Origin of the sequence: Lonsdalea britannica (genome assembly GCF_003515985.1) — a bacterium.
Classification (GTDB): domain Bacteria; phylum Pseudomonadota; class Gammaproteobacteria; order Enterobacterales; family Enterobacteriaceae; genus Lonsdalea; species Lonsdalea britannica.
This window is the reverse complement of sequence record NZ_CP023009.1, coordinates 3,217,929-3,242,017: the sequence shown is the minus strand read 5'-3', so window position 1 is coordinate 3,242,017 and position 24,089 is coordinate 3,217,929. Positions and strand designations below refer to the sequence as shown.

The 24,089-nt window shown below is 49.2% G+C and carries 23 protein-coding genes; 10 read left to right on the top strand and 13 right to left on the bottom strand.

Going from position 1 to position 24,089, the window contains the following annotated elements; genetic code table 11:
• Positions 1–106 precede the first annotated feature (106 nt).
• The gene (locus tag CKQ53_RS14915; RefSeq protein WP_118895313.1) at positions 107–2,821 is read left to right on the top strand and encodes an AAA domain-containing protein; all 2,715 of its coding nucleotides are present in this window, start codon (positions 107–109) and stop codon (positions 2,819–2,821) included.
• Between the two features lie 188 nt (positions 2,822–3,009).
• Here the strand turns inward: CKQ53_RS14915 and purT are convergent, their stop codons facing one another.
• Positions 3,010–4,188: a formate-dependent phosphoribosylglycinamide formyltransferase gene (gene purT / locus CKQ53_RS14910; RefSeq protein ID WP_118895147.1), complete on the bottom strand. Its 1,179-nt coding sequence runs from the start codon at positions 4,186–4,188 to the stop codon at positions 3,010–3,012.
• A gap of 160 nt (positions 4,189–4,348) precedes the next feature.
• Entirely contained in the window at positions 4,349–4,579 is a 231-nt protein-coding gene (locus tag CKQ53_RS14905) for a DNA polymerase III subunit theta (RefSeq protein WP_085651971.1), read from the bottom strand.
• 320 nt (positions 4,580–4,899) lie between these two features.
• On the opposite strand from CKQ53_RS14905, the gene ftnA reads away from it, so the two are divergent.
• The 4 genes from ftnA (at position 4,900) to CKQ53_RS14885 (ending at position 7,951) form a co-directional block, all read left to right on the top strand.
• Positions 4,900–5,409, top strand: a complete 510-nt coding sequence (gene ftnA / locus CKQ53_RS14900; RefSeq protein WP_085651972.1) for a non-heme ferritin — start codon at positions 4,900–4,902, stop codon at positions 5,407–5,409.
• 174 nt (positions 5,410–5,583) lie between these two features.
• A complete protein-coding gene (locus CKQ53_RS14895; RefSeq protein WP_094117540.1) occupies positions 5,584–5,925 on the top strand; it encodes a YebY family protein in 342 nt (113 codons plus the stop codon).
• A 973-nt stretch (positions 5,926–6,898) separates the two neighbouring features.
• Positions 6,899–7,606, top strand: a complete 708-nt coding sequence (locus CKQ53_RS14890) for a hypothetical protein (protein WP_094117541.1) — start codon at positions 6,899–6,901, stop codon at positions 7,604–7,606.
• Positions 7,607–7,621: 15 nt separating this feature from the next.
• Complete coding sequence (locus CKQ53_RS14885) at positions 7,622–7,951, top strand: hypothetical protein (RefSeq protein ID WP_094117542.1); 330 nt, start codon at positions 7,622–7,624, stop codon at positions 7,949–7,951.
• A gap of 588 nt (positions 7,952–8,539) precedes the next feature.
• Here the strand turns inward: CKQ53_RS14885 and CKQ53_RS14880 are convergent.
• A complete protein-coding gene (locus CKQ53_RS14880) occupies positions 8,540–8,917 on the bottom strand; it encodes a helix-turn-helix domain-containing protein (protein ID WP_094117543.1) in 378 nt (125 codons plus the stop codon).
• 552 nt (positions 8,918–9,469) lie between these two features.
• Positions 9,470–9,649 carry a YodC family protein gene (locus CKQ53_RS14875; protein WP_094117544.1) on the bottom strand — a complete coding sequence of 60 codons (180 nt, stop codon included), beginning with the start codon at positions 9,647–9,649 and terminating at the stop codon, positions 9,470–9,472.
• Between the two features lie 136 nt (positions 9,650–9,785).
• On the opposite strand from CKQ53_RS14875, the gene CKQ53_RS18810 reads away from it, so the two are divergent.
• The gene (locus CKQ53_RS18810) at positions 9,786–10,079 is read left to right on the top strand and encodes a hypothetical protein (protein WP_094117545.1); all 294 of its coding nucleotides are present in this window, start codon (positions 9,786–9,788) and stop codon (positions 10,077–10,079) included.
• 37 nt (positions 10,080–10,116) lie between these two features.
• Here CKQ53_RS18810 and CKQ53_RS14865 read toward each other — a convergent pair whose 3' ends face one another.
• The 5 genes from CKQ53_RS14865 to CKQ53_RS14845 all read right to left on the bottom strand — a co-directional run bounded on the left by CKQ53_RS14865 (position 10,117) and on the right by CKQ53_RS14845 (position 15,520).
• Positions 10,117–10,350 carry a hypothetical protein gene (locus CKQ53_RS14865; RefSeq protein ID WP_085651978.1) on the bottom strand — a complete coding sequence of 78 codons (234 nt, stop codon included), beginning with the start codon at positions 10,348–10,350 and terminating at the stop codon, positions 10,117–10,119.
• A gap of 335 nt (positions 10,351–10,685) precedes the next feature.
• Positions 10,686–11,006, bottom strand: a complete 321-nt coding sequence (locus tag CKQ53_RS14860; protein ID WP_085651979.1) for a phage holin family protein — start codon at positions 11,004–11,006, stop codon at positions 10,686–10,688.
• 353 nt (positions 11,007–11,359) lie between these two features.
• A complete protein-coding gene (locus tag CKQ53_RS14855) occupies positions 11,360–13,156 on the bottom strand; it encodes a sensor domain-containing diguanylate cyclase (protein ID WP_244200957.1) in 1,797 nt (598 codons plus the stop codon).
• Positions 13,157–13,646: 490 nt separating this feature from the next.
• A complete protein-coding gene (gene guaD, locus CKQ53_RS14850) occupies positions 13,647–14,966 on the bottom strand; it encodes a guanine deaminase (RefSeq protein ID WP_094117547.1) in 1,320 nt (439 codons plus the stop codon).
• Between the two features lie 344 nt (positions 14,967–15,310).
• Positions 15,311–15,520 (bottom strand): ogr/Delta-like zinc finger family protein, encoded by a 210-nt coding sequence (locus CKQ53_RS14845; RefSeq protein WP_085651982.1) that lies wholly within the window; start codon positions 15,518–15,520, stop codon positions 15,311–15,313.
• A 434-nt stretch (positions 15,521–15,954) separates the two neighbouring features.
• Between CKQ53_RS14845 and CKQ53_RS14840 the strand changes: the two genes are divergently transcribed.
• A complete protein-coding gene (locus CKQ53_RS14840; protein ID WP_085651983.1) occupies positions 15,955–17,298 on the top strand; it encodes an MFS transporter in 1,344 nt (447 codons plus the stop codon).
• Positions 17,299–17,346: 48 nt separating this feature from the next.
• On the opposite strand, the gene smrA is transcribed toward CKQ53_RS14840, so the two are convergent.
• Together smrA and CKQ53_RS14830 are read right to left on the bottom strand one after the other, a co-directional pair.
• Positions 17,347–17,913, bottom strand: coding sequence for a DNA endonuclease SmrA (gene smrA, locus CKQ53_RS14835; RefSeq protein ID WP_085651984.1), 567 nt, complete (start codon positions 17,911–17,913; stop codon positions 17,347–17,349).
• Positions 17,914–19,050: 1,137 nt separating this feature from the next.
• Positions 19,051–19,272: a hypothetical protein gene (locus CKQ53_RS14830; protein ID WP_085651985.1), complete on the bottom strand. Its 222-nt coding sequence runs from the start codon at positions 19,270–19,272 to the stop codon at positions 19,051–19,053.
• A gap of 403 nt (positions 19,273–19,675) precedes the next feature.
• Here CKQ53_RS14830 and CKQ53_RS14825 point away from each other — a divergent pair, with 403 nt between their 5' ends.
• Entirely contained in the window at positions 19,676–20,542 is an 867-nt protein-coding gene (locus tag CKQ53_RS14825; RefSeq protein WP_409359740.1) for a helix-turn-helix domain-containing protein, read from the top strand.
• Between the two features lie 194 nt (positions 20,543–20,736).
• On the opposite strand, the gene CKQ53_RS14820 is transcribed toward CKQ53_RS14825, so the two are convergent.
• Both CKQ53_RS14820 and rsmF read right to left on the bottom strand, forming a co-directional pair.
• The gene (locus tag CKQ53_RS14820; protein ID WP_085651987.1) at positions 20,737–20,928 is read right to left on the bottom strand and encodes a YdfD/YebW family protein; all 192 of its coding nucleotides are present in this window, start codon (positions 20,926–20,928) and stop codon (positions 20,737–20,739) included.
• A 117-nt stretch (positions 20,929–21,045) separates the two neighbouring features.
• On the bottom strand, positions 21,046–22,494 hold the full coding sequence (gene rsmF / locus CKQ53_RS14815; protein WP_094117548.1) for a 16S rRNA (cytosine(1407)-C(5))-methyltransferase RsmF: 1,449 nt from the start codon (positions 22,492–22,494) through the stop codon (positions 21,046–21,048).
• A gap of 268 nt (positions 22,495–22,762) precedes the next feature.
• Between rsmF and CKQ53_RS14810 the strand changes: the two genes are divergently transcribed.
• Complete coding sequence (locus tag CKQ53_RS14810) at positions 22,763–23,257, top strand: GAF domain-containing protein (RefSeq protein WP_094117613.1); 495 nt, start codon at positions 22,763–22,765, stop codon at positions 23,255–23,257.
• Positions 23,258–23,352: 95 nt separating this feature from the next.
• Positions 23,353–24,075 (top strand): RNA chaperone ProQ, encoded by a 723-nt coding sequence (gene proQ, locus CKQ53_RS14805; protein WP_085651989.1) that lies wholly within the window; start codon positions 23,353–23,355, stop codon positions 24,073–24,075.
• The last annotated feature ends 14 nt before the right edge of the window (positions 24,076–24,089 follow it).

The following is a 24,089-nucleotide window of genomic DNA, read 5'->3' as shown; positions in this document are numbered from 1 at the left end:
CCACACATAAAATGGTGGCAAAATGTCCCCACATTAAGGAAATAACGGCATCTGAATGTCATTCGGACGTGAATTCGAATGCTGTTTGCAAACAGAAAAGGGACGTATGGCTTCTATCCAAGTGAGTGGTGTAGACAAGACTTCAGAGATCACTAAATGGTCTATCTGGAATGACAAGAAGCAAGGACTACAACTGAGGTGCTCATACGGCGAGAAGGGCAATAGCATACATCCGCTCAGTGACTGCCGGATCTCTCCCACCCATGAGTTGGGCGAGATGTTGTTGTCCAAGCCCGGCAGCGCGATCGTCACGCCTATTGCCAGGGCAACGATCTATGGCGAGCGGTATGCTGTCGTGTTCTATCCAAACGTTGCTCTGCCTTATGTCTATAACATGGACCGTATTGCGTTTTCCGCGCCGACGACGATGAAGGCATCGCCGGTCTTCGACTACTTTGTGAAAGTAGCGAATGCCCGTCGGGATCACGCGAAGTCGGAGAGTGACCGTGATATCGCCGCCAATGTGGTTCGACAACTGGAGCAATTGCCTGCCAGTGCTGACACAGCCTTGCATGCCTATTGCTCAGCCCAAAATGGAACGCTGGAAGAGGGCCAAGGCCTGATTTATCCCTTCGGGGTAAATGAAAGCCAGCTGGCTGCGGTCGAGCAGGCCTTCCGCGCGCAGGTCAGCGTGATCGAAGGTCCGCCGGGCACGGGAAAAACCCAAACCATCCTCAACATCCTCGCCAATATTCTGCTGCGTGGACAAACCGTGGCCGTGCTGTCCAACAACAATGCGGCCGTTGAAAACGTCTACGAAAAACTGGAAAAATGTAGCCTCGGCCATCTGATCGCCAAACTGGGTAATCAGAGCAACCGCAAAGATTTTTTTGCCGACCTGCCGCCTTGTCCATCAAACGAGCCCGAGCCCGCACCCACACCCACGTTGGATGAGATTCAAGTTTTGCTGAGCCGCTTGAAACAGCACATGCACGATCACAATCGGGCGGCGCAATTGCAGGTTGAGATCGATGAGCTAATGATTGAACGACGCTACCTACAGCAGTGGCAGACAGACAGTGGCGTGCAAGCTGAAGCTTCGCTAGACAAATATGGTTTGTCTCCGCGTAAAATTGCGGACCTGATGGCCTATCTCGCCCATCTCGGCGAGCAACGTATCCGCTTCAAAGATCGTATTGAACTCCTGTTCAACTTCAGAGTTTTTCGCACCAAGCCATTCGCCCAGGAAGACATGCGCCTGTCTGTTTTCCATGCCTTACAGATGCACTATTACGACAAGGCGTTACAGGACAAAAAAACGGAGCTACAGGCGTGCCGAGCGTCGTTGGCGCGTGCGAATTTCACGGACTTGCTTGAAGAGTTAAAGACGTCGTCGATGCGCCACCTGAAGCAACACCTGCACGGGTTGCCCCGGGCTTTAGGCAGCTTCGACGCTAAGACCTACCGCAAGCAGTTCGATGCCTTCGTGCAGCGCTTCCCGATTTTGGGTAGCGGTACGCACTCCATTGTTAATTCTATCGCCCCGGGGGCGATCCTCGACTACGTGATCATCGACGAAGCCTCGTTGCAGGATATCGTGCCGGGGATTCTGGCCTTGGGCTGCGCGAAAAATCTGGTCGTTGTCGGCGACAACCGTCAGTTGGCACATATCCCCGTGACGTTAGGCCAGCCGGCACCCGCCGACGCCTACGATTGCGAGCGCTATAGCCTGCTTGATTCGTGCATCGGTGTGTTCAAGGAGGCTCTGCCCAGAACCCTGTTGAAAGAGCATTACCGTTGCCATCCCAGAATCATCCAATTCTGCAACCAACAGTTTTACGATAATGCGCTGTTACCTATGACCGAGGATAAAGGCGAAGAGCCGCTGCGTCTGGTGGTAACCGCCAAGGGTAACCACACGCGGCAGAACACCAATTTGCGGGAGCTGGATTCTCTGCTCAAGCTGCTTGACGACGAAGGCGAACCCACCGGGCAGGATGGTGACGGGCGTGGTTTTATCGCGCCATATCGGGCGCAGGTCAACCTTTCCGGGACGCACCTGCCCGCGGATTACGTCAAGGATACCGTGCACAAGTTTCAGGGCAGGGAGTGCGATGAGATCGTTTTCTCCACCGTACTGGACAAGAAACGTTACAACCAAGATCGTAAACGCCTCAATTTCGTCGATGATCCGCGCATGATCAATGTTGCGGTGTCGCGGTCCAAGCACCGCTTCACTCTGGTGACGGGCGACGAGGTGTTCACCGGCAACAAGGGTCACATTGCAGCCTTGATGCGCTACATCGCTTATTACGCGCAGGACGAGCAAATCGTGCGTGCGCCCGTGGTGTCGGCGTTCGACCTGTTGTACCGCGAATATGACCAGTCTCTGGCGCGTTTAAACGCCCGATTACGAACCGAGGATTCACGCTACAAATCTGAGCAGATTGCGGCACAACTCCTGCGCGAGGCGTTGTCTGAACCGTCATGTCAGGGGTTACTGTGTCACGATCAGGTTAAACTGAATCAGGTCGTATCACCGAACAATCCGGCTTTGACGCATCGCGAGCGGGCTTTCATGGCGCGTGCCAGTTGCGATTTTGTGATCTATTTCAAGGTAGGCAAAACACCGGTGGGAGTGATCGAGGTCGATGGTGGCTCGCACGACCAACCCGTTCAGGCGGCGCGGGACGCGTTAAAAAACGCCATTCTGGTAAAAAACGGAATTAAGATCATTCGGTTACGCACTACCGAGAGTCGCATCGAAGAGAGGATCGCCGACTTTATCGCTCAGTGGGCGAGCCCTGCGCTCAGCGCGTGAGGCAATACCGTGTGCATTGTTCTCGTTTATTTCCACGAGGAGGGGAAGGCATTTAGCCCAGTCGTCAGGGGACATCATTCGAGAATGGACTCAAAAAGCGGAATGGTCGTCACACGCTGGCGGCCTCACTCTCTTTAAGACGGGGCAAGGGAGAGAAAAAGGGCACAGACAGACTGCGCCCCTGAATGTTAACCGTTGACCTGTACCGCTGCGGCGACGGCCTTGGCGCGCTGTACGGCCTCGTCTGTCGTATCGTCCATCGCTAACGCGACGCCCATTCGACGCTGGCCGTTAATTTCCGGCTTGCCGAACAGGCGGATTTGCGTCTGTGGCAGCAAGGCATGCTCCAGTCCCTGATAGCGGACGTCGCTGCTGGTCAGGTTTGGCAGTATCACCGCGGAAGCGGCCGCGCCGTATTGGCGAATAGCGCCGACCGGCAGACCAAGAAAAGCGCGCACGTGCAATGCGAACTCGGATAAATCTTGCGAGATCAATGTCACCATGCCGGTATCGTGCGGTCGCGGCGAAACCTCGCTGAAAATGACTTCGTCGCCGCAGACGAACAGTTCAACGCCGAACAGGCCATAGCCGCCAAGCGCTTCAACGACTTTGCCGGCGATAGCTTTTGCCCGCTCAAGCGCGACTGGGCTCATCTGCTGCGGCTGCCAGGACTCTCGGTAGTCGCCATCTTCCTGACGGTGTCCGATGGGTGTGCAGAAGTGAATGCCGTCGACCGCGCTGACGGTCAGCAGGGTGATTTCAAAATCAAACTTCACCAGCCCTTCGACAATCACCTTACCGCCTCCGGCCCGGCCGCCTTCCTGCGCATAGCGCCACGCAGAGTCTACTTGCTGGGCGTCACGAATCAGGCTCTGGCCTTTTCCTGACGAGCTCATGACGGGTTTGACGATGCAGGGGAAACCGATCTGTTGCACTGCCTCTTGGAAACTGACGGTGTTGTCGGCAAATTGATAGGGAGAGGTCGGGACACCTAGCGTCTCCGCCGCCAGACGGCGTATCCCTTCGCGATTCATGGTTAACCGGGTGGCCTGAGCGCATGGGACGACGCGTTGTCCCTGTTTCTCAAGCGCGACGAGTATATCGGTGGCGATAGCTTCGATTTCAGGGACGATGTAGTCAGGTTTTTCCTGAGCGATCAGCCGTTCGAGCGCTTCGCCATCCAGCATGTTAATGACGTGGCGACGATGTGCGACCTGCATGGCGGGCGCATCGGCATAGCGATCCACAGCGATGACTTCAATTCCCAAACGTTGGCATTCAATCGCCACTTCTTTGCCTAGCTCGCCCGATCCCAGCAGCATGACGCGGGTGGCGCCAGGACGCAGGGCTGTTCCGATTGTTAACATAAAAGTAGTATCCGATGCGGTTAAGAATTCCGGCGCAGTATAAACGAAACCGTTTGCGTACGCATCCGCAGGGCGTTTTAACTTATTTTAACGTGATGTCGCGCGATCAAGCAGGTCAGGGGGAGACCGTCATCACCTGAATGATGACGGTGTTTACGGATTATTTACTGTTGGGGTCATAGGGCAGCGTGGAGAACTGCAATGAAAGCTGACGATAAAAGCTGACCCGTTCCCGGAAATAATCGCGTAGATGCGCAGGTTGCTGTTGTTCAAGCACGTCAGGGATGACCGGCATGTTATAGCGCTCTTTAAAAGCGACGCCGGAAGCGGCGAGATCGACGTTCACTTTTTCCATCTCTTCGAGTGAGAGGTCGGCCAGATTATGTCCCATGATGTCCTCCTGTTTATGGCGCGACAAACATAAAACAGCCCGTATCAAATGGCAAGCAACACGCCACCCCTCGATCAACCGCGCTCTATTTACGGTAAGGCTGAGAAATCCTTGAATTTAATTGCCACTAATAAAAATGATGACCAAAGCAGAATCGAAATAAATAGAAAGCAATGAAAACCATTCTCATAGATAAATGATAATACTTTGAATTTAGGGTAAAAATAATGAGAACATTGGTTAATAGTATGTTTTTAATTTTAATATTTTTGTGCATAATGCCCTTCGAATAATCCCCTGCCAGTGGAAAAGGATTTAACATGTTAAAACAAGAAATGATTCAAAAGCTGAATGAACAGCTGAACCTGGAGTTCTACTCTGCCAACCTGTATTTACAGATGAGCGCATGGTGTGGAAATAAAGGTTTCGAAGGCGCATCAGCTTTCCTGAAGTCTCACTCTCAGGAAGAAATGGAGCACATGCAACGTTTGTTCGATTACCTGGACGATACGGGTAGTATGCCGGTTCTTGGCGCAATCGAAGCTCCGCCCGTAGAGTTCGACTCTCTGACTGATATTTTCAAATTGACCTTCGAACACGAACAGCTGATTACCGGAAAGATTAACGAATTGGCGCATGCGGCCATGACGTTGCAGGACTATTCAACGTTCAACTTCCTGCAGTGGTATGTCGCTGAGCAGCATGAAGAAGAGAAGTTGTTCAACTCCATTCTGGATAAACTGGCGATGGTGAGTACTTCCGAAGGTGGACTGTTCTTTATCGATCAAGATCTCAAAAGAATGGCGGCGAGCGCTACGCCTTCTGCCTGATAGTGGCGCAAAGGCGATGTTCATCCGACATCGCCTTATCTCTCCATTTCTCCTGACTTCCCCTTGCTCGACTTCCCTTTAGTGTGTCGTTATGATTCTACTGTGGCTTATTCTTGATGCCTTACGTCAAGAAACCTTGTAAAGACAACGGTCTGTTTTGCTGTGGAAATCAAAATGAAAAAACTCATCTGGCTCCTTTTAACGACCTCTTTTTGCTCTTCAGCGCTCGCGGCGACGGGGATTACGAACATTAGCAAGCTACAATATGGCGACAGCTGGGCGTTTACTCGCGAAGAAGTGCAGTTGATCTGCCGGCCGGGTAATGCGCTTTATGTCATTAATCCCAGCACGCTGATGCAGTATCCCTTGAATGGTGTCGCCTGGGCTCAGGTTCGACAGGGTGAGGTAAACGCTCAACCGCTGGATATCATCCTGCTGGACGATCCCAAACACCCAGGTCAGAAAATAAGTTTGCTACCTTTTGTGAACCGCGCTGAACAGCTGTGCCAGGGATGAAAAACTCAGCCATCCAATGTGTTATCAAAAGTGGGTTAGTCACCATGACTGAGCTCGCGATCACAAAATGGGTCTAATAGTGACTTAAAGCGCTAAGTCAGCTCATACATAGCTGGAAAAGGGAAATGTCTCGTCTACGCTTGAAGGGTAGGTTCCTTAGAACCTGCGTCAATGCCAACTTTTAGCGCACGGCTCTATCACAAGAGCCATTTCCCTAGACCGAGCACAGGAATCGTGTTCGGTCTTTTTTTTTAAATTAATGAGTTATAATGATTTCCCAAGTCATTTCCTGTACCTCAATATTAATTATCATCACTGTATCGCCAACGCGTTGAGCCTGTAGATTCATGTAAATCGCGTTTTTCAGTTGCTCTGGAGTGAAGTACGCGTCATGTACCGTCATCTTGTTATTTTGTATGATCGAAAATGTGCCGCGATACGATAATATCGTCGCCTGTCATTTATTTATTGCTGAAATGAATGTAATAGAGAATTCTTGCGAGAGATCTGAAAAAATTTCAGTTTTTTTGCTATTTAAAAATAATGTTTGATTTGGCTATGTATATATTTAGATGCTTGAGGTGGACTCTGTATGAGAGAATTCGGTTCTGATGTTAACGTTGAACAATGTGAATTCGGTATCAGCATAATATTTTTTGATTGACGTCGCTCGTTGCTTAAATAAGCAACAGTTAGCGCAACTTTTCGTTTTATGTACTTCTACAATTTTGTTGTTTTCACTTTAGACTCGTTATCAGGAGGCAAAACAAAAAAGATCTTTAATAACTTAAGGTTGGTTTATTTGTATTCATATATAACAAAATGGAATATGTGTTTTTGTATGGCTATGAAAATGAAAGAATTTATTAGTTTCCTTAAGTGGTTATTGACATTGCAAAATGTTTCTGTAGGATAAGAAAAATCTTAAAATATTAATGCTTTAAGTTATAGGAACAAGGAAATTCCGAGTAATATGAAAAGTGAAAGCCTTTTTGCTCAATGTGACTCTTGTGGCAATTTAAATAAAAAAAATCTCACATGTTGTTCAACGTGTGGAAATAAACTAAAGAAATCTAAAAAGAAAATTTATATTTCTCTTAGTGCACTGGCGGTAATTTTGCTCCTTATCATCGTTTCCACCGATAATCCAACAAGTGGTAATGAGCCTGCTGTTTCCAGTACTGTTTCTAGTGCTGTTGTTAAGGCGAAGCCAGCCTCAGAAATACCCCACGCAGAAACTGCTTTCATTGCTCTTTCCGATGAGGTGAGAGATAAATTTGCAATGGCAAAAAATGAACTTCAAAAGTCTGTTTTACGCGACGAAAGAAAAGAGCAGCTTTTGAATATGAGGTTGACTAGAGTAACTGATTGGGTTGGAACTATATCGGAGCTTGATACAAATAATGATGGGAAAGGAATACTGACCATCAAGCTTTCACCGATCCTTTCGGTCGGCACTTGGAATAATGAACTTTCCGACATGGGAAGTCATACGCTAATTGAAAAAAATACTGCTTTATACAATTCATTGTTGAGCATGTCCGTTGGACAGAAAGTCATTTTTTCCGGTGAGTTTTTTTCCTCCGATGAGGACGCAGTACAAGAAAAAAGCATGACAATAGATGGTTCCTTATCAGAGCCTGAATTTTTGTTTAAATTTAAATCTATCAAACCAATGTAAAAAAGGATGGTTGAAATGGCCTTAATCAGTTGCCCAGAATGCTCAAGCCAAGTTAGTGATGCCGCAATTAAATGCCCATCTTGTGCTGTTCAGCTCAGAAAACCTAAAAGAGGTTTTTTTGGTAAACTTGTCAAATTCTCTTTTATCGCTTTCAATATTTTAATGCTTGTATGGATTATTGGAGGGTATAACTCAGCTTCTGAGGGCATTGAGCAGTTATCTGGTGCAGAGCAAGCAGGCGCTGCTATTGGAACAGGACTTGGGGTCGCAATGCTATTCAGCTTATGGATCGTTGGAGACATAATTCTCGGTTTGTTTGTTCTCTTCACGCGCCCCAAGAGTTGATATCATTTAAAGGGTGGCTATCGCCACCCTTTATCAATTACTGGAACCATACAATTATATTATTGTTAAGTCGGGCTTTAAACGGAAAAAATGGATAACTAGCCCGTTTTTACTGATTTATGGCTAGGGCATTATTGAGTGTCAATCATTATTTAAATAAAAGCATGGAAAATTTTTACTCACCACACACGATGCTTTATCAGGGATAGCATTTGTCGATATCCAGCAGCGTCTCATGAGATATCTCCTCCGTGTATGTTTAAATAAATTATTTACATACAAATAATCTAAACCTGATGCGTAAAAACACATTGGTGGTGATTTAAAATCATCTGCTCGACCTTCGTGAATCTAGTACGACATTCAGTCAGTAAAAAACGTTGTCATCATCGTCATCGCCAAGCGTAGCAAGGCTTCAGTTTGAAGATGTGTGAGCTACTCAAGAATTTCACTGTAATCTAACTACAAAAACACTACTCAGTAGTCAAGTCATCTATTGTAACTGTTTTTTCTAGAATTATATAATGCTTGAGATACTATTGGTCGTCCAACATTTTTTAGAATAGGGTTAAAAATAAAAGAATCTCTTTATTCTTGTTTCACTCTGCCACGCAGATATGTTTGGACGTATTCGTCAATTTCTCTGAGCCGTACCTGGAATAATTCGATCATATGATCTTGTTCGGGTTCAGGTAGTTGACGAAATACATTAAGCATTCTCATTTCACGCTCTTTCAAGCCATGGGCTTCATCGACCTTTTTACCAAACAGCCAGGCGATGGAAACACCGCTCGCATCCGCAACGGCGAGTGCTGAGGCTTTGCTTATCGTTCCGGTTCTAAACCATCCGGTCACCGCTTGTTTGCTAACGTTCGCGGCTCTGGCCATATCGGCTTTGGAAAAACCTTTGTTATTGAGTTCAGCGAGCCTGGAAATAAGGCGGTTATCAAAATCTTTCATTGGCATAGCGTTCATTGTAAGCCGGGATTTTAGTTCGGCATAGTTAATTGAAAATTGATTTTTTAATAAAGCAATTCTTTATTGCTATGTTGATATATTCGGGATAAAGAGTGTTAAGTGATGATTTAATTAAAAATAGTTGCGTGTAAAGCCTAATGTTATTCAATGATTGATTCGCTTTTATGCTGTGTAATGAAATGATGTCACGCTGGTAATGTTTTCACTCTCTATTAAATAATTCGTGACACCTACGTATAATTGCCTTCTATCAAAGTCTATATTTAACAAGCTTCATGTTATTGGAGCAATACTTATTGGTCATAAATTTGTTGGGTGAATAGCTTAATTCGGTATCAATGAACCTTTTGATGGTGACTTATCTTGGTGGAGGTGATTTGTCGTTGCGGGATAGGGCGTGAGGAGTTTGACGCTAAAACGGTGGATAGCTTTTTTCGTCCATGTCGGTGCTGGGAGCGTTTGTCGGCGCTCAGCGGATTTTCAGCACAAGATCTGAGTTCTTAGAGCGAGAACATTTAGGCGGCCTGGGCCGCCTTTTGGTCAGCAAACGCCGAAAGGACCCTCTTCACGATAGGGTTCTACGGCGTCAACTGCAACGATGAGCTCTTTCTTTAACGAGTCATCCATCCGGATGCACCATAGTTGGTTGTCTTCAACTTTATGGATAACCATCTTGGGACCACCGGTTTTGCTCTGGACAATATCACCTTCTTTGAACATGGGTTATTCCTCAGCTGAGTAAATTATTTTCACTATAGCAAATTCACCGTATTTGGCCGTTTTATCAGGAAGAAACTTATCGATAAATAATGCTGGAGAAGTATCGCTATTTCAGTGAGTCTGACAGGTCAATGAGATGAAAAATATTAATATTATTAGCCTAAAAACAATCGCGGTTTTTGCTTTATTTTTTATCAATATTTCCGCGGCCAAGACGTCTATTTTAAGTGACGAACAGGTGAAAAAAGCCATTATTCAGGACTCAATCAACAAGTATCCAGGAAATTGTCCATGCCCTTATCACTCGGCCAAAAATGGTAGCCGGTGCGGCGGTCGAAGCGCATGGAGTCGAGCTGGGGGCTATTCGCCTATCTGCTACGACAGTGACGTGTCAAACGAGATGATACAGAAGTGGAGGCGCCAGCATTGAGATACGCAATTTACTTTCCTCATGAGTGCGAAGAAATTCAACTTCTGCCATGAACGGCTTGATTGTTTTTTAATACATTGATCGCGGTTTGCATGGCGATTTTATCATCACGCCGTTTCTGTCTGCCCTGCATAACCAGCAGAAACTCCAGCAGAGTCCGGGTATTAACAGGACGGCCAACTTTCATCACTTCCAGAACGGCATTACCTAAGATAATTTTGACGGGAGGCAGTTGGGCAGGATACCAATCAAGGGTGTCTTCTGATTTCATACTAAAAATCTCTGGGAAGGGCAGTATAGCACGGCGTCGTTGGGTTCTTCGGTTCACACATCCCATCCGTGGCATTTTACTGTCAACGAGCCCTTTACCGGCTCACTTGCGGAACTTGACGGCGAGGTTCATAAATTTTCTTGAATCAGACAGCATCCTGCCTGCTGCGTGATAGGAGAGAAAGGGCTCTCGCGACGAAAAAGGAGAGCATGAGAAAGGCTTGGGCTGACTGAGATACCTGTCGTGTGTATGTTGAGAAATGCATTCTGATAACGCCATGGCGAAGCTTTTACTGGTGTCAGCCCGAGGATGAAAGCACACCACATTCAGAATCGCTATTCCGTCCGATTATTATCATTCTTGTCGCTGCTTCTATCCTTATCCCCTTGGTTGCGGGCTCGGCGCTGGAGAAATAGCTCGATCGTTTGATAACCCGCAATCCCCAGTGCTGCGCCAATGCCGTTGATGGCAATAGGGGACAGCGTTGGGAACTGTATCAACGCGACACCGGCAATCATCGATACAAAGCCCCCCAATAATAATCGACCGGTAAATTGTCCTAAGCTGATGGGTTTGCCGCCTATCAATATCTTGCCGACGGCAATCAGCAGGCCGATCAGGAATAGCGACAAAATACTTTTATCTGTTTCACTCATTATGTTAACTCCTCTTGTAGGACGCTATGTGGGGATAAATTCTCTCCTTAGTTGACGCATCCCCCGTCCAAACGGTCATTCAAGCTGGATCTCATCAGCTTCCCTATGGCTCGTGACGTATCGGGAAGAAAATACCGATCATGCCGCATTGGCTACGTTGCGATACCAGTACCGTTATGTAACCAGTTTAGGGCCATTGAGGGCTAGTGCCTGGGGTTGTATGGGCTGAGAGCAAACAGTAGGTTAGGAAAAGGCATAGAAAGGGTGAGAAGGGCATGCCACTGAACTCAGCGGCAACCGACAGGGAGTATAGACAGACAAAAATTTTTTGCAGCACATTTATAGTGACGGTGTCACTTCTTGTCATTTTTGACGTCGTGTTTATGACCGCGCGAGGAGTGAATGCTTTGACGTTTAGCCTGGTACATGGCGGTATCTGCTTCGTGAATAAAGTGATTGACATCCAAACGGTCATTTTTACCTAATATGGCGATACCCACGCTGGCGGAAAGCACAATGTCGTGACCACGAATGCGCGTGGGCTTTTCAATCCGCTCTTTCAGCGTGCGGCTGATCTTTTCCACTTCACGCGCCATATCTTTACGCTCGTGCAGCACCATGACGAACTCGTCACCTGACAGTCTCCCAATCAGATCGTTGGGCCGGGTATTTTGCCCCAAAATGCGAGCAAAGGTTTTAATTACCCGATCGCCAAATTCGTGTCCGTAGTGGTCGTTGTAGTATTTGAAGTTATCCAGATCGAAAAATAGCAGCGCCAGACCGCTCCGACGTTGCTTCAACGCGAGCTGGTTCAGGTAGGAGATAACGGCGCGTCGATTGGGTAATCCGGTGAGATGGTCGTGATTGGCTTCGAATTTAAGCTGATCGCGCAGTGACGTCAGGTCAGTAATATCGGTGGAGAAGACGTAAACACCTTGCGCGGGCGGTTCTGCCGGCACCATCTGCGTGTGGTAGGTGGTGTGAACACCGGAAGGCAAGTCGACGGTGTGTTCAATATGCACTGGCTGCCGGGTTTTGCGCACCTTATCCAGCAATGGCATGAACAGCTTACGCTCCTTGGGACGCAGGATGGTGCTGATAGGCGAGTTGATGGGATCATCGCCTTGACTTCCCAGCAGCACTTTGAGGTGGTGATTGGCGAAGGTAAAGATATTGTCCGGGCTGATGCAGGAGATCATCGCGGGAATATGATCGGTAATATCCTGAATAAACTGATGGCTGCGCTGGAGCTCTTCAGTCCGTTGTTCGACGCGCTGCTCCAACTCCTTGCTGAGCGAAAGAAGCTCGGTTTCCGAGGCTTTTTGATTGCTGATATCAGTTATCGCCAACAGCAGTCCATGCTGACTGCCATCGGGATTGTAGAGAAGAGCCACCGAGACCATGGCCCACAACAGCGAGCCATCCATCCGGCAATAACGCTTCTGAAACGTCGTATTGCGGGTGCCCGTTTTTAGAAGGTTATCGTAGCGCTCTTTGGTCAGCGCAAGATCGCCGTGATACGTCACACTTTCCATCGTGGTCTGCAACAGCCCTTCCTCGGTATATCCCAGCATCTTGCAGATCGTATGGTTAACTCTGATCGGTTTTTTATCCGGCGTCATCAGTACGAGGCCAATGGCTGCCTGAGAAAAAATCTGACGGTTGACGTAGTCTGCCCGGTGCAGCATATCTCGGGTGCTTTCGGCCTCGGCCTGCATTTCGACTCTTTGCAGGTAGGTTTGCACCACGTAAGCCATATCGCTGAGCTGCTCTAGTTTTTTATCGGTAAATTCAACCGGCTGGCTGTGATAAAGGCAAAGAGCGCCCAATGGAATGCCGTAAAATGAGCGTAGTGGATAACTGGCGTGGAATCGGACCTGTTGTTTGCCCGTCACCATCGGATTATCACTAAATCTGGGATCTTGAAGCGCGTCCGGAACGATAAGCGGCTCGTTGGACGCGACCGTATGAACGCAAAAAGAGATCGACAACGGTGTTTCCGAATAGGGGAAATTTCGCCGTGATAACGACCATTGGCGGTCTGTGTCGATTAAAGAGATCACCACGCTATCGACTTCGAAGAAGGACTGGGTAATGCGGGTGACACGTTCCAATTCTTCGACCGGTCGCGTGTCCAGAATGTTCATCATGCGCAGAAGGGCACTCCGTTGTTCCTTTGTGCCGGCATCGAGAGGCGGAATCATGGTTATGCCTTAGGTCATTTGCTGTTATGGTCGATGCCCGGATGGGGGTTGGTTCAAAAAAGAATGTCCATCCCGGCATGTATAAAGGTTATTAGGCTGATCAATCCTGTACGTCACACTGGCCGCGAGCCCACCTTGAACAGGCTGGACATGCTGAAGCTGAGTCACAGAAAACACGAACCGCTTCGGGAAAGAATGCTCTGGTCCCATTTCAGCATAATGCAATATTCGGTGTTTTATGCCGCAGTCGCCCGCTGCCCATAGTGTAAGTGACTGCTGATAAGTTGCATTATAGCCAGAAACTTTCCTGCCCCAGAGATTACTCACCCGAACTAACTAATAAGAAAGAAAAATTATATGGAAAACGATTCGTTTTTGCCAATAAACCACGCAGTAATGTCAGTGCTGTGACTAAGCAATAATGCGCGGGATGGGATCACGTGGACTCTTCGCGTGTGTGGACGCACGCGCCGTTGACGTAGGTCTTAGCGACATTGCGGTCATCGCCTTGCATCATCAAGGCAAACAATTTCTCATCCAGCGTGCTCGCCTGCGCTTGTCGCAACTGCTGCAGCGGTGTGATCGCCCAGTCGAGAACGACAAAATCCGCTTCTTTACCCGGCAGGAAGTTTCCCAGTTTGTCATCCAAGGAGAGCGCTTCCGCGCTTCCTAATGTAGCCTGATACAACCCCTCGCGGGCAGACAGTTTCTCGCCCAGCAATTGCTGCACTTTGTAACCCTCATTCAGCGTTTGCAGAAGGGATAAACTGGTGCCAGCGCCGACATCGGTGCCCATTCCCACGCGAATGCCGGCAGCTTTCAGCGCGTGTAGCGGGAACAGTCCGCTGCCAAGGAACAGATTCGAGCTTGGACAGAAGGCGACGGAGGAACGACTGCGCGACAACGTGTCTACTTCGTCCTTTTCAAGATGGAGGGCGTGTGCAAACAGGGAACGAGAACCCGTGAGACCGTGATTATGATATACGTCCAGATAGTGGCGATGCTCAGGAAAGAGTGATTTAACCCAGTCAATTTCGTGCTTGTTTTCACTGAGATGCGTTTGCATATAAACGTCTGGAAACTCGCGTAGCAGTTCACCTGCCAGTCTTAATTGCTCCGGCGTGGAAGTGGGGGCGAAGCGCGGCGTTACCGCATACAGCAACCGCTCATGATGATGCCATTTTTGAATCAGGGCGCGGCTGTCCTGATAGCTTTGTTGCGCGTCATCGCACAGCGCCTCCGGCGCATGACGATCCATCATCACTTTCCCGGTAATCAGCCTCATCGCTTTATCTGCCGCCGCGCTGAAAAGGGCATCGACAGACTGTGGATGCACCGTTGCAAAGACCATTGCGCTGGTGGTGCCGTGTCGCAGGAGTTCGCGGATGAACACTCGAGCCATGTGGTGAGCATAGTCGGCATCCGCGTATTTTTGCTCGGTTGGGAACGTATAGGTATTCAGCCATTCCAGTAGCTGTTCACCGTAAGACGCGATCATTTCAATTTGGGGGAAATGGACGTGGGTATCGATAAAGCCGGGCATAATCAACTGGCCCCGATAATCTCTCACCGTCATAAGGGCCAGTTCTTTGGCGGTGACGTCCGCATAATTCAGCGCATTCAGCACCTTTCCGTGCTGAACAACCAATAAACCATCGTCAATAAAGTGGGTGGCTTCGTCGGGGGCATACCGTGGGTCGGCGGTAAAATACAGCAGGCTGGCGCGATACGCCTGTGTTTGAACGGCATCCATCATTCACATCTCCATGAAAAGAGTCGACAGGTTTTATCCATAAATGACACCTCGGAAGCTTCATCAACGGCGAGGGGAAATTATCAGCTGATTTTTGAGTGTGTTCTCCTGCGGAAGGAATTCGTCAGCATGCAGGCCCTGTTCTGTATGAAGACCTGTGTGTGCAAGTGACTGAAAATCAGTAAAAGTCATTTGATACTAAAAGCAGCATCCGGCGAGCGTCAATAACAGTGAGTGACTCAAGGGGGGCTGTTTGAGTTTGCGAAGTGAAGTGACGGGTAGGCTGAGGGCTAAAAGAGCGTGTCAGGGGGAAGATATTCCCCTGACCAGGTAGGGGGAAGGCGTGATTAAGGCGGTGGCGGTGGGTTGTCAGCAGAGGCTTCTACGGGATCCACTTTGCCTGGCACCATAATTGAACGGGTGACGGCTTCCAGTGTGACAAAGGTGTGCCCGCAATTGACATTAGTACACTGATGGTAGCGCTCCTTGGCGCCATCCGACAGATATCGGCTGGAACGCGCATGGGCGGCATGGTGACATAAAGGGCAATGCATCATGGTGGTATCTCCTTAAACAGATTCATCTCTTCAACATAACCTTTATGGTGAAACCTTTTATTTGAATTTGCAAATATATTTCAATAATAAAATCACAAAAAAGCATTGAATTGCTGATCTTGTGCTCGCGATGTAAATTATATTATTTAAATTCAATGAGTTATTATTAATTATCGGGTGGGGTATGTGAAAAACGTGGCCTTTGTTATTCACAATATGAGTTTTTGGTGGTTACTATAGATGATGTAAAAAAGAGCGGGTACCGGTTTCGTACTTTCATTGACGGGGCGCGTTGGCTATCATTCGCGCGCTCTGTCACGGAATCCGTCTGGACAGCAAATTTATTATGGTCGGACTGTTTTACTGTCGGAAATAATTGTTTACAGTGTAAGCCTTGGTTAACAGCCCCGCAGAAGAGTTATTGGAGAGTAAGCGTGACAGGTTCCACCCCCTTAGACGTTCGTCAGCTCATCAACGAACGTCCCCTCAGCTCCTACCAAAAGCTGATTGTCATCCTTTCATTCTGCATTATTGCATTGGACGGCATGGATATCGCCATCATGGGCTTTATCGGTCCTTCGCTCAAAGCCGCGTGGGGAATTGGCAATGCTGAGCTGGCGGTAGTCATCAGCGCGGCATTGGTGGGACTGGCTCTGGGGGCGATGATATCGGGCCCGCTTGCGGACTGGCGTGGGCGGAAGGTGGTTATCATCAGTAGCGTATTCCTGTTCGGTTTATGGACGCTGCTGGCCGCGTTCTCGGAAAACGTGGAACATCTGATTATTTTCCGTTTTCTGACTGGGCTGGGGCTAGGCGCTGCCATGCCTAACGTAGGAACGCTGGTTGCGGAATACGCGCCGGAAAAGAAACGCTCGTTTATCATTACCATCGTCTTTTGCGGGTTTAGCGTCGGTGCGGCAGCAGGCGGATTTGCTGCTTCCTGGCTGATCCCGCAGTGGGGATGGCATACCGTTCTTATGATGGGCGGTATATTACCGCTGTTGCTGCTGCCATTTTTGGTCGTCAAACTGCCCGAGTCTGTGAGGTTTTTGGTGACCAAGCGCGCGAACTCGGCGCGTATTCATCACATCGTCGACAAAATTGCGCCTGGCGTGAGCCATAGTGGCACTCAGTTCGCGATGCCCGCACAAGATAAAAAAGCAACGTTCGCTGTACGTTTGGTGCTGTCTAAAGAGTACCGTTTCGGTAGTTTCATGCTCTGGGGCGGCTATTTCTTCGGATTGTTTATGGTCTACTTGCTAGGCAGCTGGTTGCCTACCGTAATCAAAGAGGCTGGAATGACAGTCACTCAAGCAACGGTTATCACCGCCCTGTATCAGTCCGGTGGCGCTTTTGGCTCGCTATTTGCCGGTTGGCTAATGGATCGAATCAATCCTCACCTGGCGCTTGGCGTTATTTATGCGGCGGGCGGAGTGGCGACGGCGCTAATCGGACTGTCGGAATCCTATTTTGTTTTACTGGCCTTACTGGCTTCGATCAGCGGTTTCTGTCTTAACGGTGCGAATACCGGCATGAATGCGCTGTCCGCCCGTTTCTACCCGACGGCGGCGCGTGCGACAGGTTCAGGATGGATGCATGGCGTTGGGCGTATGGGCGCGATCATGAGCGCGTTTGCTGGCGCGCAGGTGCTGGGCATGGAGTGGAGCTTCGGTATGATGTTTGCCGTTCTGGCGCTACCGGCTTTCCTGACGGCGTTGATGATTTTGGCGAAAGGGCAGCTTGGTCGTCGTCATCGCTCTGTCGCTTTCAGTTACTGAATGGCGAAAGGATTGCCCTGAGCAATAGGGCAATCCTGTGTTCCTCCCTTACCGGCTGCGTTTCGCATGCCTTTCCCAATTATCCTGACGCAACTGCGCTGATTTCTTCAACGCGACATAACAAGCACCATGACCGCCATGCGCAGGCTGTGCGACGCAGAATGCCTGCACTGACTCGAATTGGGACAGCCAGCGGGCAAGATAGCTGCGAATGATATTAGCGTGGGACTCGTCATCGCGGCCTTTGCCGTGGATGATGAGTAGATTGCGCAGGTGGTCATGCTGCGCCTTCAGCATAAACTCGAATAGGCTGTCGCGGCACACCGCCACGGGCTTTCTCATCAGATTCAGACTGGCATCCAGCGAATATTTCCCCTGACGCAGTTTGTCCAGTACGCCTCGCTGAATCCCATCCTGGGTGTGCATCAAAGGTTGATCCAGCGCAAGGATGTCGATATAGCCGCTGATCAGAAAATTGGTCGGTTTGTTTTCTGCTGGAGCCTGTTTGGTTTTCAAGGCCGGTGATTTCTTAAGGTGTACCATCGTACTGCAAGAACGCAGTGGGGTGACATCGCCAACTGCGTGTCTGAACAAAGATTTTTCATCCGGTGTCATTGCCATTACCTCGATGATCTATGGAACACGATGACTATAACGGGAGCGGGAAAAAAGATCATCGGGTTACTTGAATGTGGAGTCTGAGTAATGCCGATAATGGAGATCGCAGAAGACACGGTGATTAAGGCGTTCACGGTTATCCCTCGTTCCCTCAAAATAAGGTTGTGGCGAAATTGTCTTCGTTTTTAAATGTTCTGATTCAATATTATATTCTTAGCCACGGCTGAATGAACGTTTCCCGCGCAGGGATAACAATCATCATCTCGGTGTGATGTATAAAACTCAGTGAGGAAAAACGGTGTTTTTCCGTTCGATCTCTTGGACTGGATGATTATTCTTTTCGGTAGGTCTAAAATAACGAAACTGGATTGCCGAGTCATCGATGCGTATTTTTCATTCTATTCATAATATTGTGCATTTCCCGGATTTATTCTATTACCACCAAAATACGGCTGATATAGCGTTAAGAACGCGATATCAAAAAATCATTCGAGAGGGCTAACGTCAGCGTTCTTTCAATGATCTGTCTCTGTGAGCGCGATGTGAGGCAACCTGATGCCGCTATAGCCATATAAACAGACATACCTTACACAAGGTCTGTGTAGGCGGATGCGGTGCGGGTGTGGCCACAGGATTTATCCTGTCTCACCGCTGTGAATGGGGATGAGAATAAAAAACAGGTAGTGGTAAAAATTCATGAATCATCACGATGATATCCACTATTTTTACGAGGCGATTAACATAGGCGAGAATTATTCCTGAATGACATCGTCACCGCTTATGTGTCAAGCGTTGGTTATGCTACCCGGTGAAATAACAATGATAATCTTCAGTGGCAAAATTCAAACGTGGGATATCAAACTCTACGGGTAAAGACGATAAATTCAAGTATGAATATCCACCAATTTATTGGCTTTCAGCCATCTTAAATAACCTTCGCAGTTATATCGAATCGACAAATAGACATGAGTAAAAAATAGAACTAGTTTTAGGTAATGGCCTGAAGAAAATAGATGCCGTTAACGCCGGTGTTTGCGATGGTGAATGTCAAAATAGCAGCAAGATAATGTTACAAACGAGATTTCAAGCTGACCTGAAACTGCTCAGTAACGATAGGATGCGCGAGGCGCGAGTCTAAACGGCATGGCGGTCAAACCAGGCTTTGAGCCATTGAGCGTCGCCGCATTCCCGCAGCGCCTGCTGAAAGCCTTCCGCGTCTACCGCACCATGAGCAAGATCGGCAATCAACGACATCGCTGTTTGCATCTCGTCAGGCCGGATTTGTGATATCAATGTCATATCTGCAATCAGCCTGATTCTGGCCAGTGTCAATGCTTGGTTGTCGAGATGTTCCACAATAGTCCGCCTGTCTTCGTAACTGTATTTATATACAGTATTTTACAGAACGCGATATTCGTCAACCCATAACTGCCCGTGGTATTTTCGCGGCGAAATCCTAACCGTGGAATCAGGTGCTATGATCACAACTCATTGATTAAAAATGAGTCATTCGGTGAGTTAAGATCTTGAAGGGCAAAAATCCGGGTTTGCGGCCGGATGCGACGGTTTTTTGATTAGTAAGTAAGTTAACTGAGCATTTGCACTGGAAATTTGGGTAAAAGGCCTCATTATTTTCATGCTGGATAAGGGTAAAATTGTAATATCATCAGATGCCGCGTGATTTTTCTTCAATAATTAGAGCGGTGACGGTTTTTAGGGCGGTTAAGACACATAACGTATCTATTTCCATGCTCAAGAGGTGTTTTTGAACAGAGAAAGTAATACCACAGCTACGGTTTCTGTGCTGGGGCGAATCCTGTCAAGCTATGGGGTAAAAACACAAAAGGAATTGAGCGAAGTTACAGGAATTCCGGCAAATACCATCAGTAACTGGGTACAGCGAGACAGTATCCCCGGCAATATCATTCTGAAATGCGCGCTTGATAATGGCGTCGATGCAGGATGGTTGGTGACTGGCGAATTTATCGACGGGCCTGAGATGCTGCATCAAGACGCGAACCTCAAAGGCAAAGCGCTCTATGAGCAAATTTTGGCTTCAGGGGGGCGCGCCGTCTTGCGGAGAATGCTGGATGCTTACGGCTTCAGCACGCAAAAAGAGCTGGGCGAGTTATTGGATATCGCGCCTGGCACCATCAGCACCTGGATTCGCCGTGATTTTTTTCCCGGTGATGTGGTGGTGGCGTGTGCGCTGGATACCGGCGTGTCGCTGGAATGGTTGGCTATAGGTAAAGGCTCACCTCATCATCTCCATCATGAGACGAATGACACGGGCGATACCGTACTGGTGCCACGAAAGACGCTCAAAGCGGGTAAATTGCAGGCGGCCGGTGACTGGAAAGCGGATAGCGCATTCTTGCCTGAAGGCGTGAACACGCCTCTGTTGGTGGAAGGCAGCATGGCCTCATGGCTGGTTGATACCGGCGTAACCTGCCTCGGTAATGGCCGCTGGCTGCTGGATATCGATGGCAGAAACGATGTCTATGATGTTTCATTGTTGCCGGGTAAAAAGATCTCCGTCACTGGTAGTACGGCGCAATTCCAGTGTGGGGCAGAGGAAGTGTCTCCGGTAGGGTTAGTGGTTTTCACTATCACCCGCAATGCTTGATGAGGCGAAGCGCCGATTGCTTCGCTTTTCCAACGTCCGTAAATGATTGATACCGTTTGCTGGAGCGTGAACCTGTAGGGTTAAGGGTAAGAACTGAACGAGAGTAGCAGAGGTCTTTACGATATCAGCATCGCCGTGTTCTTCGATTCCTACCGTCGTCTAGCCTCTGTTGCCGTAGAGGTCATGCCGAGTCATTACCAATCCCGATATTCTCTGGCGGGGCGCCAGAATCCATCGATAAAGTCTTCGATGGGATAACATCCGCCATTTCGAATACGTTGCTCACCCATGGTTTTCAGGCACTGCGCTTCTGTCTCATAAACGCCCGCAACCAGGTCTTCACAACTCCCGCCTACGTAGCAGACAAAAATCACCAATGCGAACATGCGATGCCTTCCTCTTAGGATGACTAAGGGCTGAATATTTAACAGGCTAACGCAGGAAGTGTAGTTGAAAATGTGGGAAAAAGGGGATGCCGGACCAGCATCCCAGACGTGGGGACGTTAGTCGCAGTAAGGCCCGGCGCTGGCGCCATCGCGGACCAACTCGCGCGGCAGCGTGTTTTTAAACCGACTACCGATGCGCTTAGCTATCCCTAATGGCGCGCTTCGCCAGATCAGTAGAGCTTCACTGACATCAGGCAATTCGGCCGGATACACATCTTTTCCCTGAAACCAGGCTTGCGCCTCTGCGGCACTCAGTTCGAATGTGGCCGATGAGTTCGTCTCTCCCAGCGCGACAATCGCCTCATGCTGCCAGCGGTAGCCTTTGGCAAACCGTTCGGCGAGTTTGATACCGACTCTGGAAAAACGGACCTTCCCAAGTAATGGCGTTAGCGCGCTAGGGAAAAGCCAGACTTCATCATCGCGTTGCCACAGTTGGAGCTGGTCTTCACTCCACTCAATTCCCTGCTGACGAGCTGCGGCTATCACCGGTTGCGCCACTTTACCGTGCAGTGGGGTAAACGGAAACTTACCCATTTTAAAGCCGGGATGCGGCAGGGGAGCAACGCTGGCGGTTTTTCTCATGCGTGCGACGAAGAACCCTTCGCTATCAAAAATCTGAGGGAAAACGTGCAGAAAACCCTCTTCCGTCGCAGCCTGGTGCGCCGTAGGGAACAGGTCATGTAAAGGCTCAATGGCACAAGCGTCCGGGAACTGCGCCATCATCCAGCGACAAACTTCTTGGTTTTCCTGATGGTTGAGCGTGCAGGTGGAGTAAATCAGCGTTCCTCCGGGCTTCAACGCATAGAAAGCACTCATGATCAGCTCGCGTTGGGTGGCGGCGATGCTCGCAATACTGTCCAGCGACCAATGGCTCATCGCCGCGGGATCTTTTCTGACCACGCCTTCGCCGGAACAGGGCGCATCCAGCAGCACGGCGTCAAAGCTTTCCGGCAACGCGCTGCCAAAGACGCGCCCATCAAAATGCGTCAGCGCCGTATTACTGACGCCGCACCGGTGTAAATTGGCATGGAGTACTTTGACCCGGCTGGCGGCATATTCGTTAGCAACGATGCCGCCCTCGTTATTCATCAACGCCGCGATCTGCGTCGTTTTGGACCCCGGAGCCGCTGCCACATCCAACACGCGCTGCGGTTTCTCGCCATCGAAGAACAGGGCGCTGACGGGTAGCATCGAACTGGCTTCCTGGATATAAAACAAACCGGCGAGGTGTTCGAGCGCATTGCCAAGCCGCGCCCCTTGCTCATCCACGTTCGACAGCCAAAATCCCGTTTCACACCAGGGAATGGGTTCCAGCGCCCACCCGTGAGCAGAGGCAAGTGTGCAGAAGTCCGCTACGCTAATCTTGAGGGTGTTGACGCGGATACTGCGACGCAGAGGCCGTTGGCAGGCCGCAATGAAATCATCCATGGAGAGATGGCTGGGCATGATGCGTTGCGTTGCATCGATAAATTCGGCTGAGAGCGTTGCTGGGATGTGTTTGGCCACTGGCAATTTCCGTTAGGGCAAAATCAAAGCGCGGATTTTAGCATAAAGTGATGTCTCACAGGCTTGGGGACGGTGTTCGCCTGTTCAGGGCGGCTGAAATGCTGGCAGGCCATCAGTCGGGAAGTGAGACTGTCCCGAATTTTGCCGTAACAGCATTTGCTGATTTTATGCTGATGAAGAAATCTAGTAGCATCCTGGTCTGAATACTTATTTAATGGCGCGTTGGTGTAAAACACTGAGCAGTTTGAAAAGACAATCTTACCGTATGATGAAAAAACAAGAATTTTACGAAGAGTTGGTGAGGGATTTATCGTCACTGATCGCGGGTGAAAACCGTTTTATTACTATACTGGCAAACAGCAGCGCCTTGCTGTTCGAACGTTTGGAACACGTTAACTGGGCTGGTTTCTACTTGCTCGATCAGGATACGCTGTTCCTTGGCCCGTTTCAGGGGCGTGTTGCTTGTGTTCGTATCCCTGCGGGAAAAGGCGTATGCGGTCGGGCGGTCACGGAGAAACAGGTACAGCGGGTGGGGGATGTTCACGCTTTTCCCGGCCATATCGCCTGTGATGCGGCAAGCAATGCAGAAATCGTATTGCCGCTGGTGGTCAATGGACAACTGATCGGCGTGCTGGATATCGATAGCCCGGAATATCAGCGGTTTGATGCCGATGATGAAGCTGGGTTGAAGGCCGTTGTCTCAACGCTAAATGCTCAACTGGAAAACAGTGATGCACTTAGTTTCATCAATTCTCTTAGTTGAGACACGGATAACGTAGCAATTGCCGATGGCGTCATTATAATGACGCCTGTTCATGCCTGCGCCGGTTGGCGAACCCGTTGTAATCAGGAAATTTCATGGAAAATCAACCTAAGTTGAATAGTAGCAAAGAAGTCATCGCTTATCTGGCAGAGCATTTCCCGCTCTGTTTCTCCACCGAAGGCGAAGCACGACCGTTAAAAATCGGTATTTTTCAGGATCTGGTCACCCGTGTGCCCGAGTCCGATAACATCAGTAAAACGCAGTTGCGTTCAGCATTGAGGCTCTATACCTCCAGCTGGCGTTATCTGTATGGCATCAAGCTGGGAGCACAGCGTGTCGATTTGGACGGTAATCCTTGCGGAGAGCTGGAAGAACAGCACGTAGAACATGCGCGCAAACAGCTGGAAGAAGCAAAAGCCCGTGTCCAGGCTCGTCGTGCTGAACAGCAGGCGAAAAAACGGGCTGAAGGGGGCGACGCCGCCGAACCTACGCGTAAACGTCCTTCCGCAGGGAAAAATGCTCCCCGCCGCGATAACGCCGCTTCTGCCGCACGTAAGCCACGCCAGCCTTCCTCTCGTACAGCACAGACTTCCTCATCGGATCAACCGCGCCAGTCTCGTGCGGCTCGAGAAGATCAGCAGGCGCCGCGACAGGCTGTGACGGACATTTCCAGCCTGCATATCGGCCAGGAAATCAAAGTCAGAGCGGGCAAAAGTGCCATGGATGCCACTGTGCTTGAAGTCGCCAAAGATGGAGTCAGAGTGCAGTTGGCTTCAGGAATGGCGATGATCGTACGCGCAGAACACTTGCAGTTCTGATACGGAGGCCAACC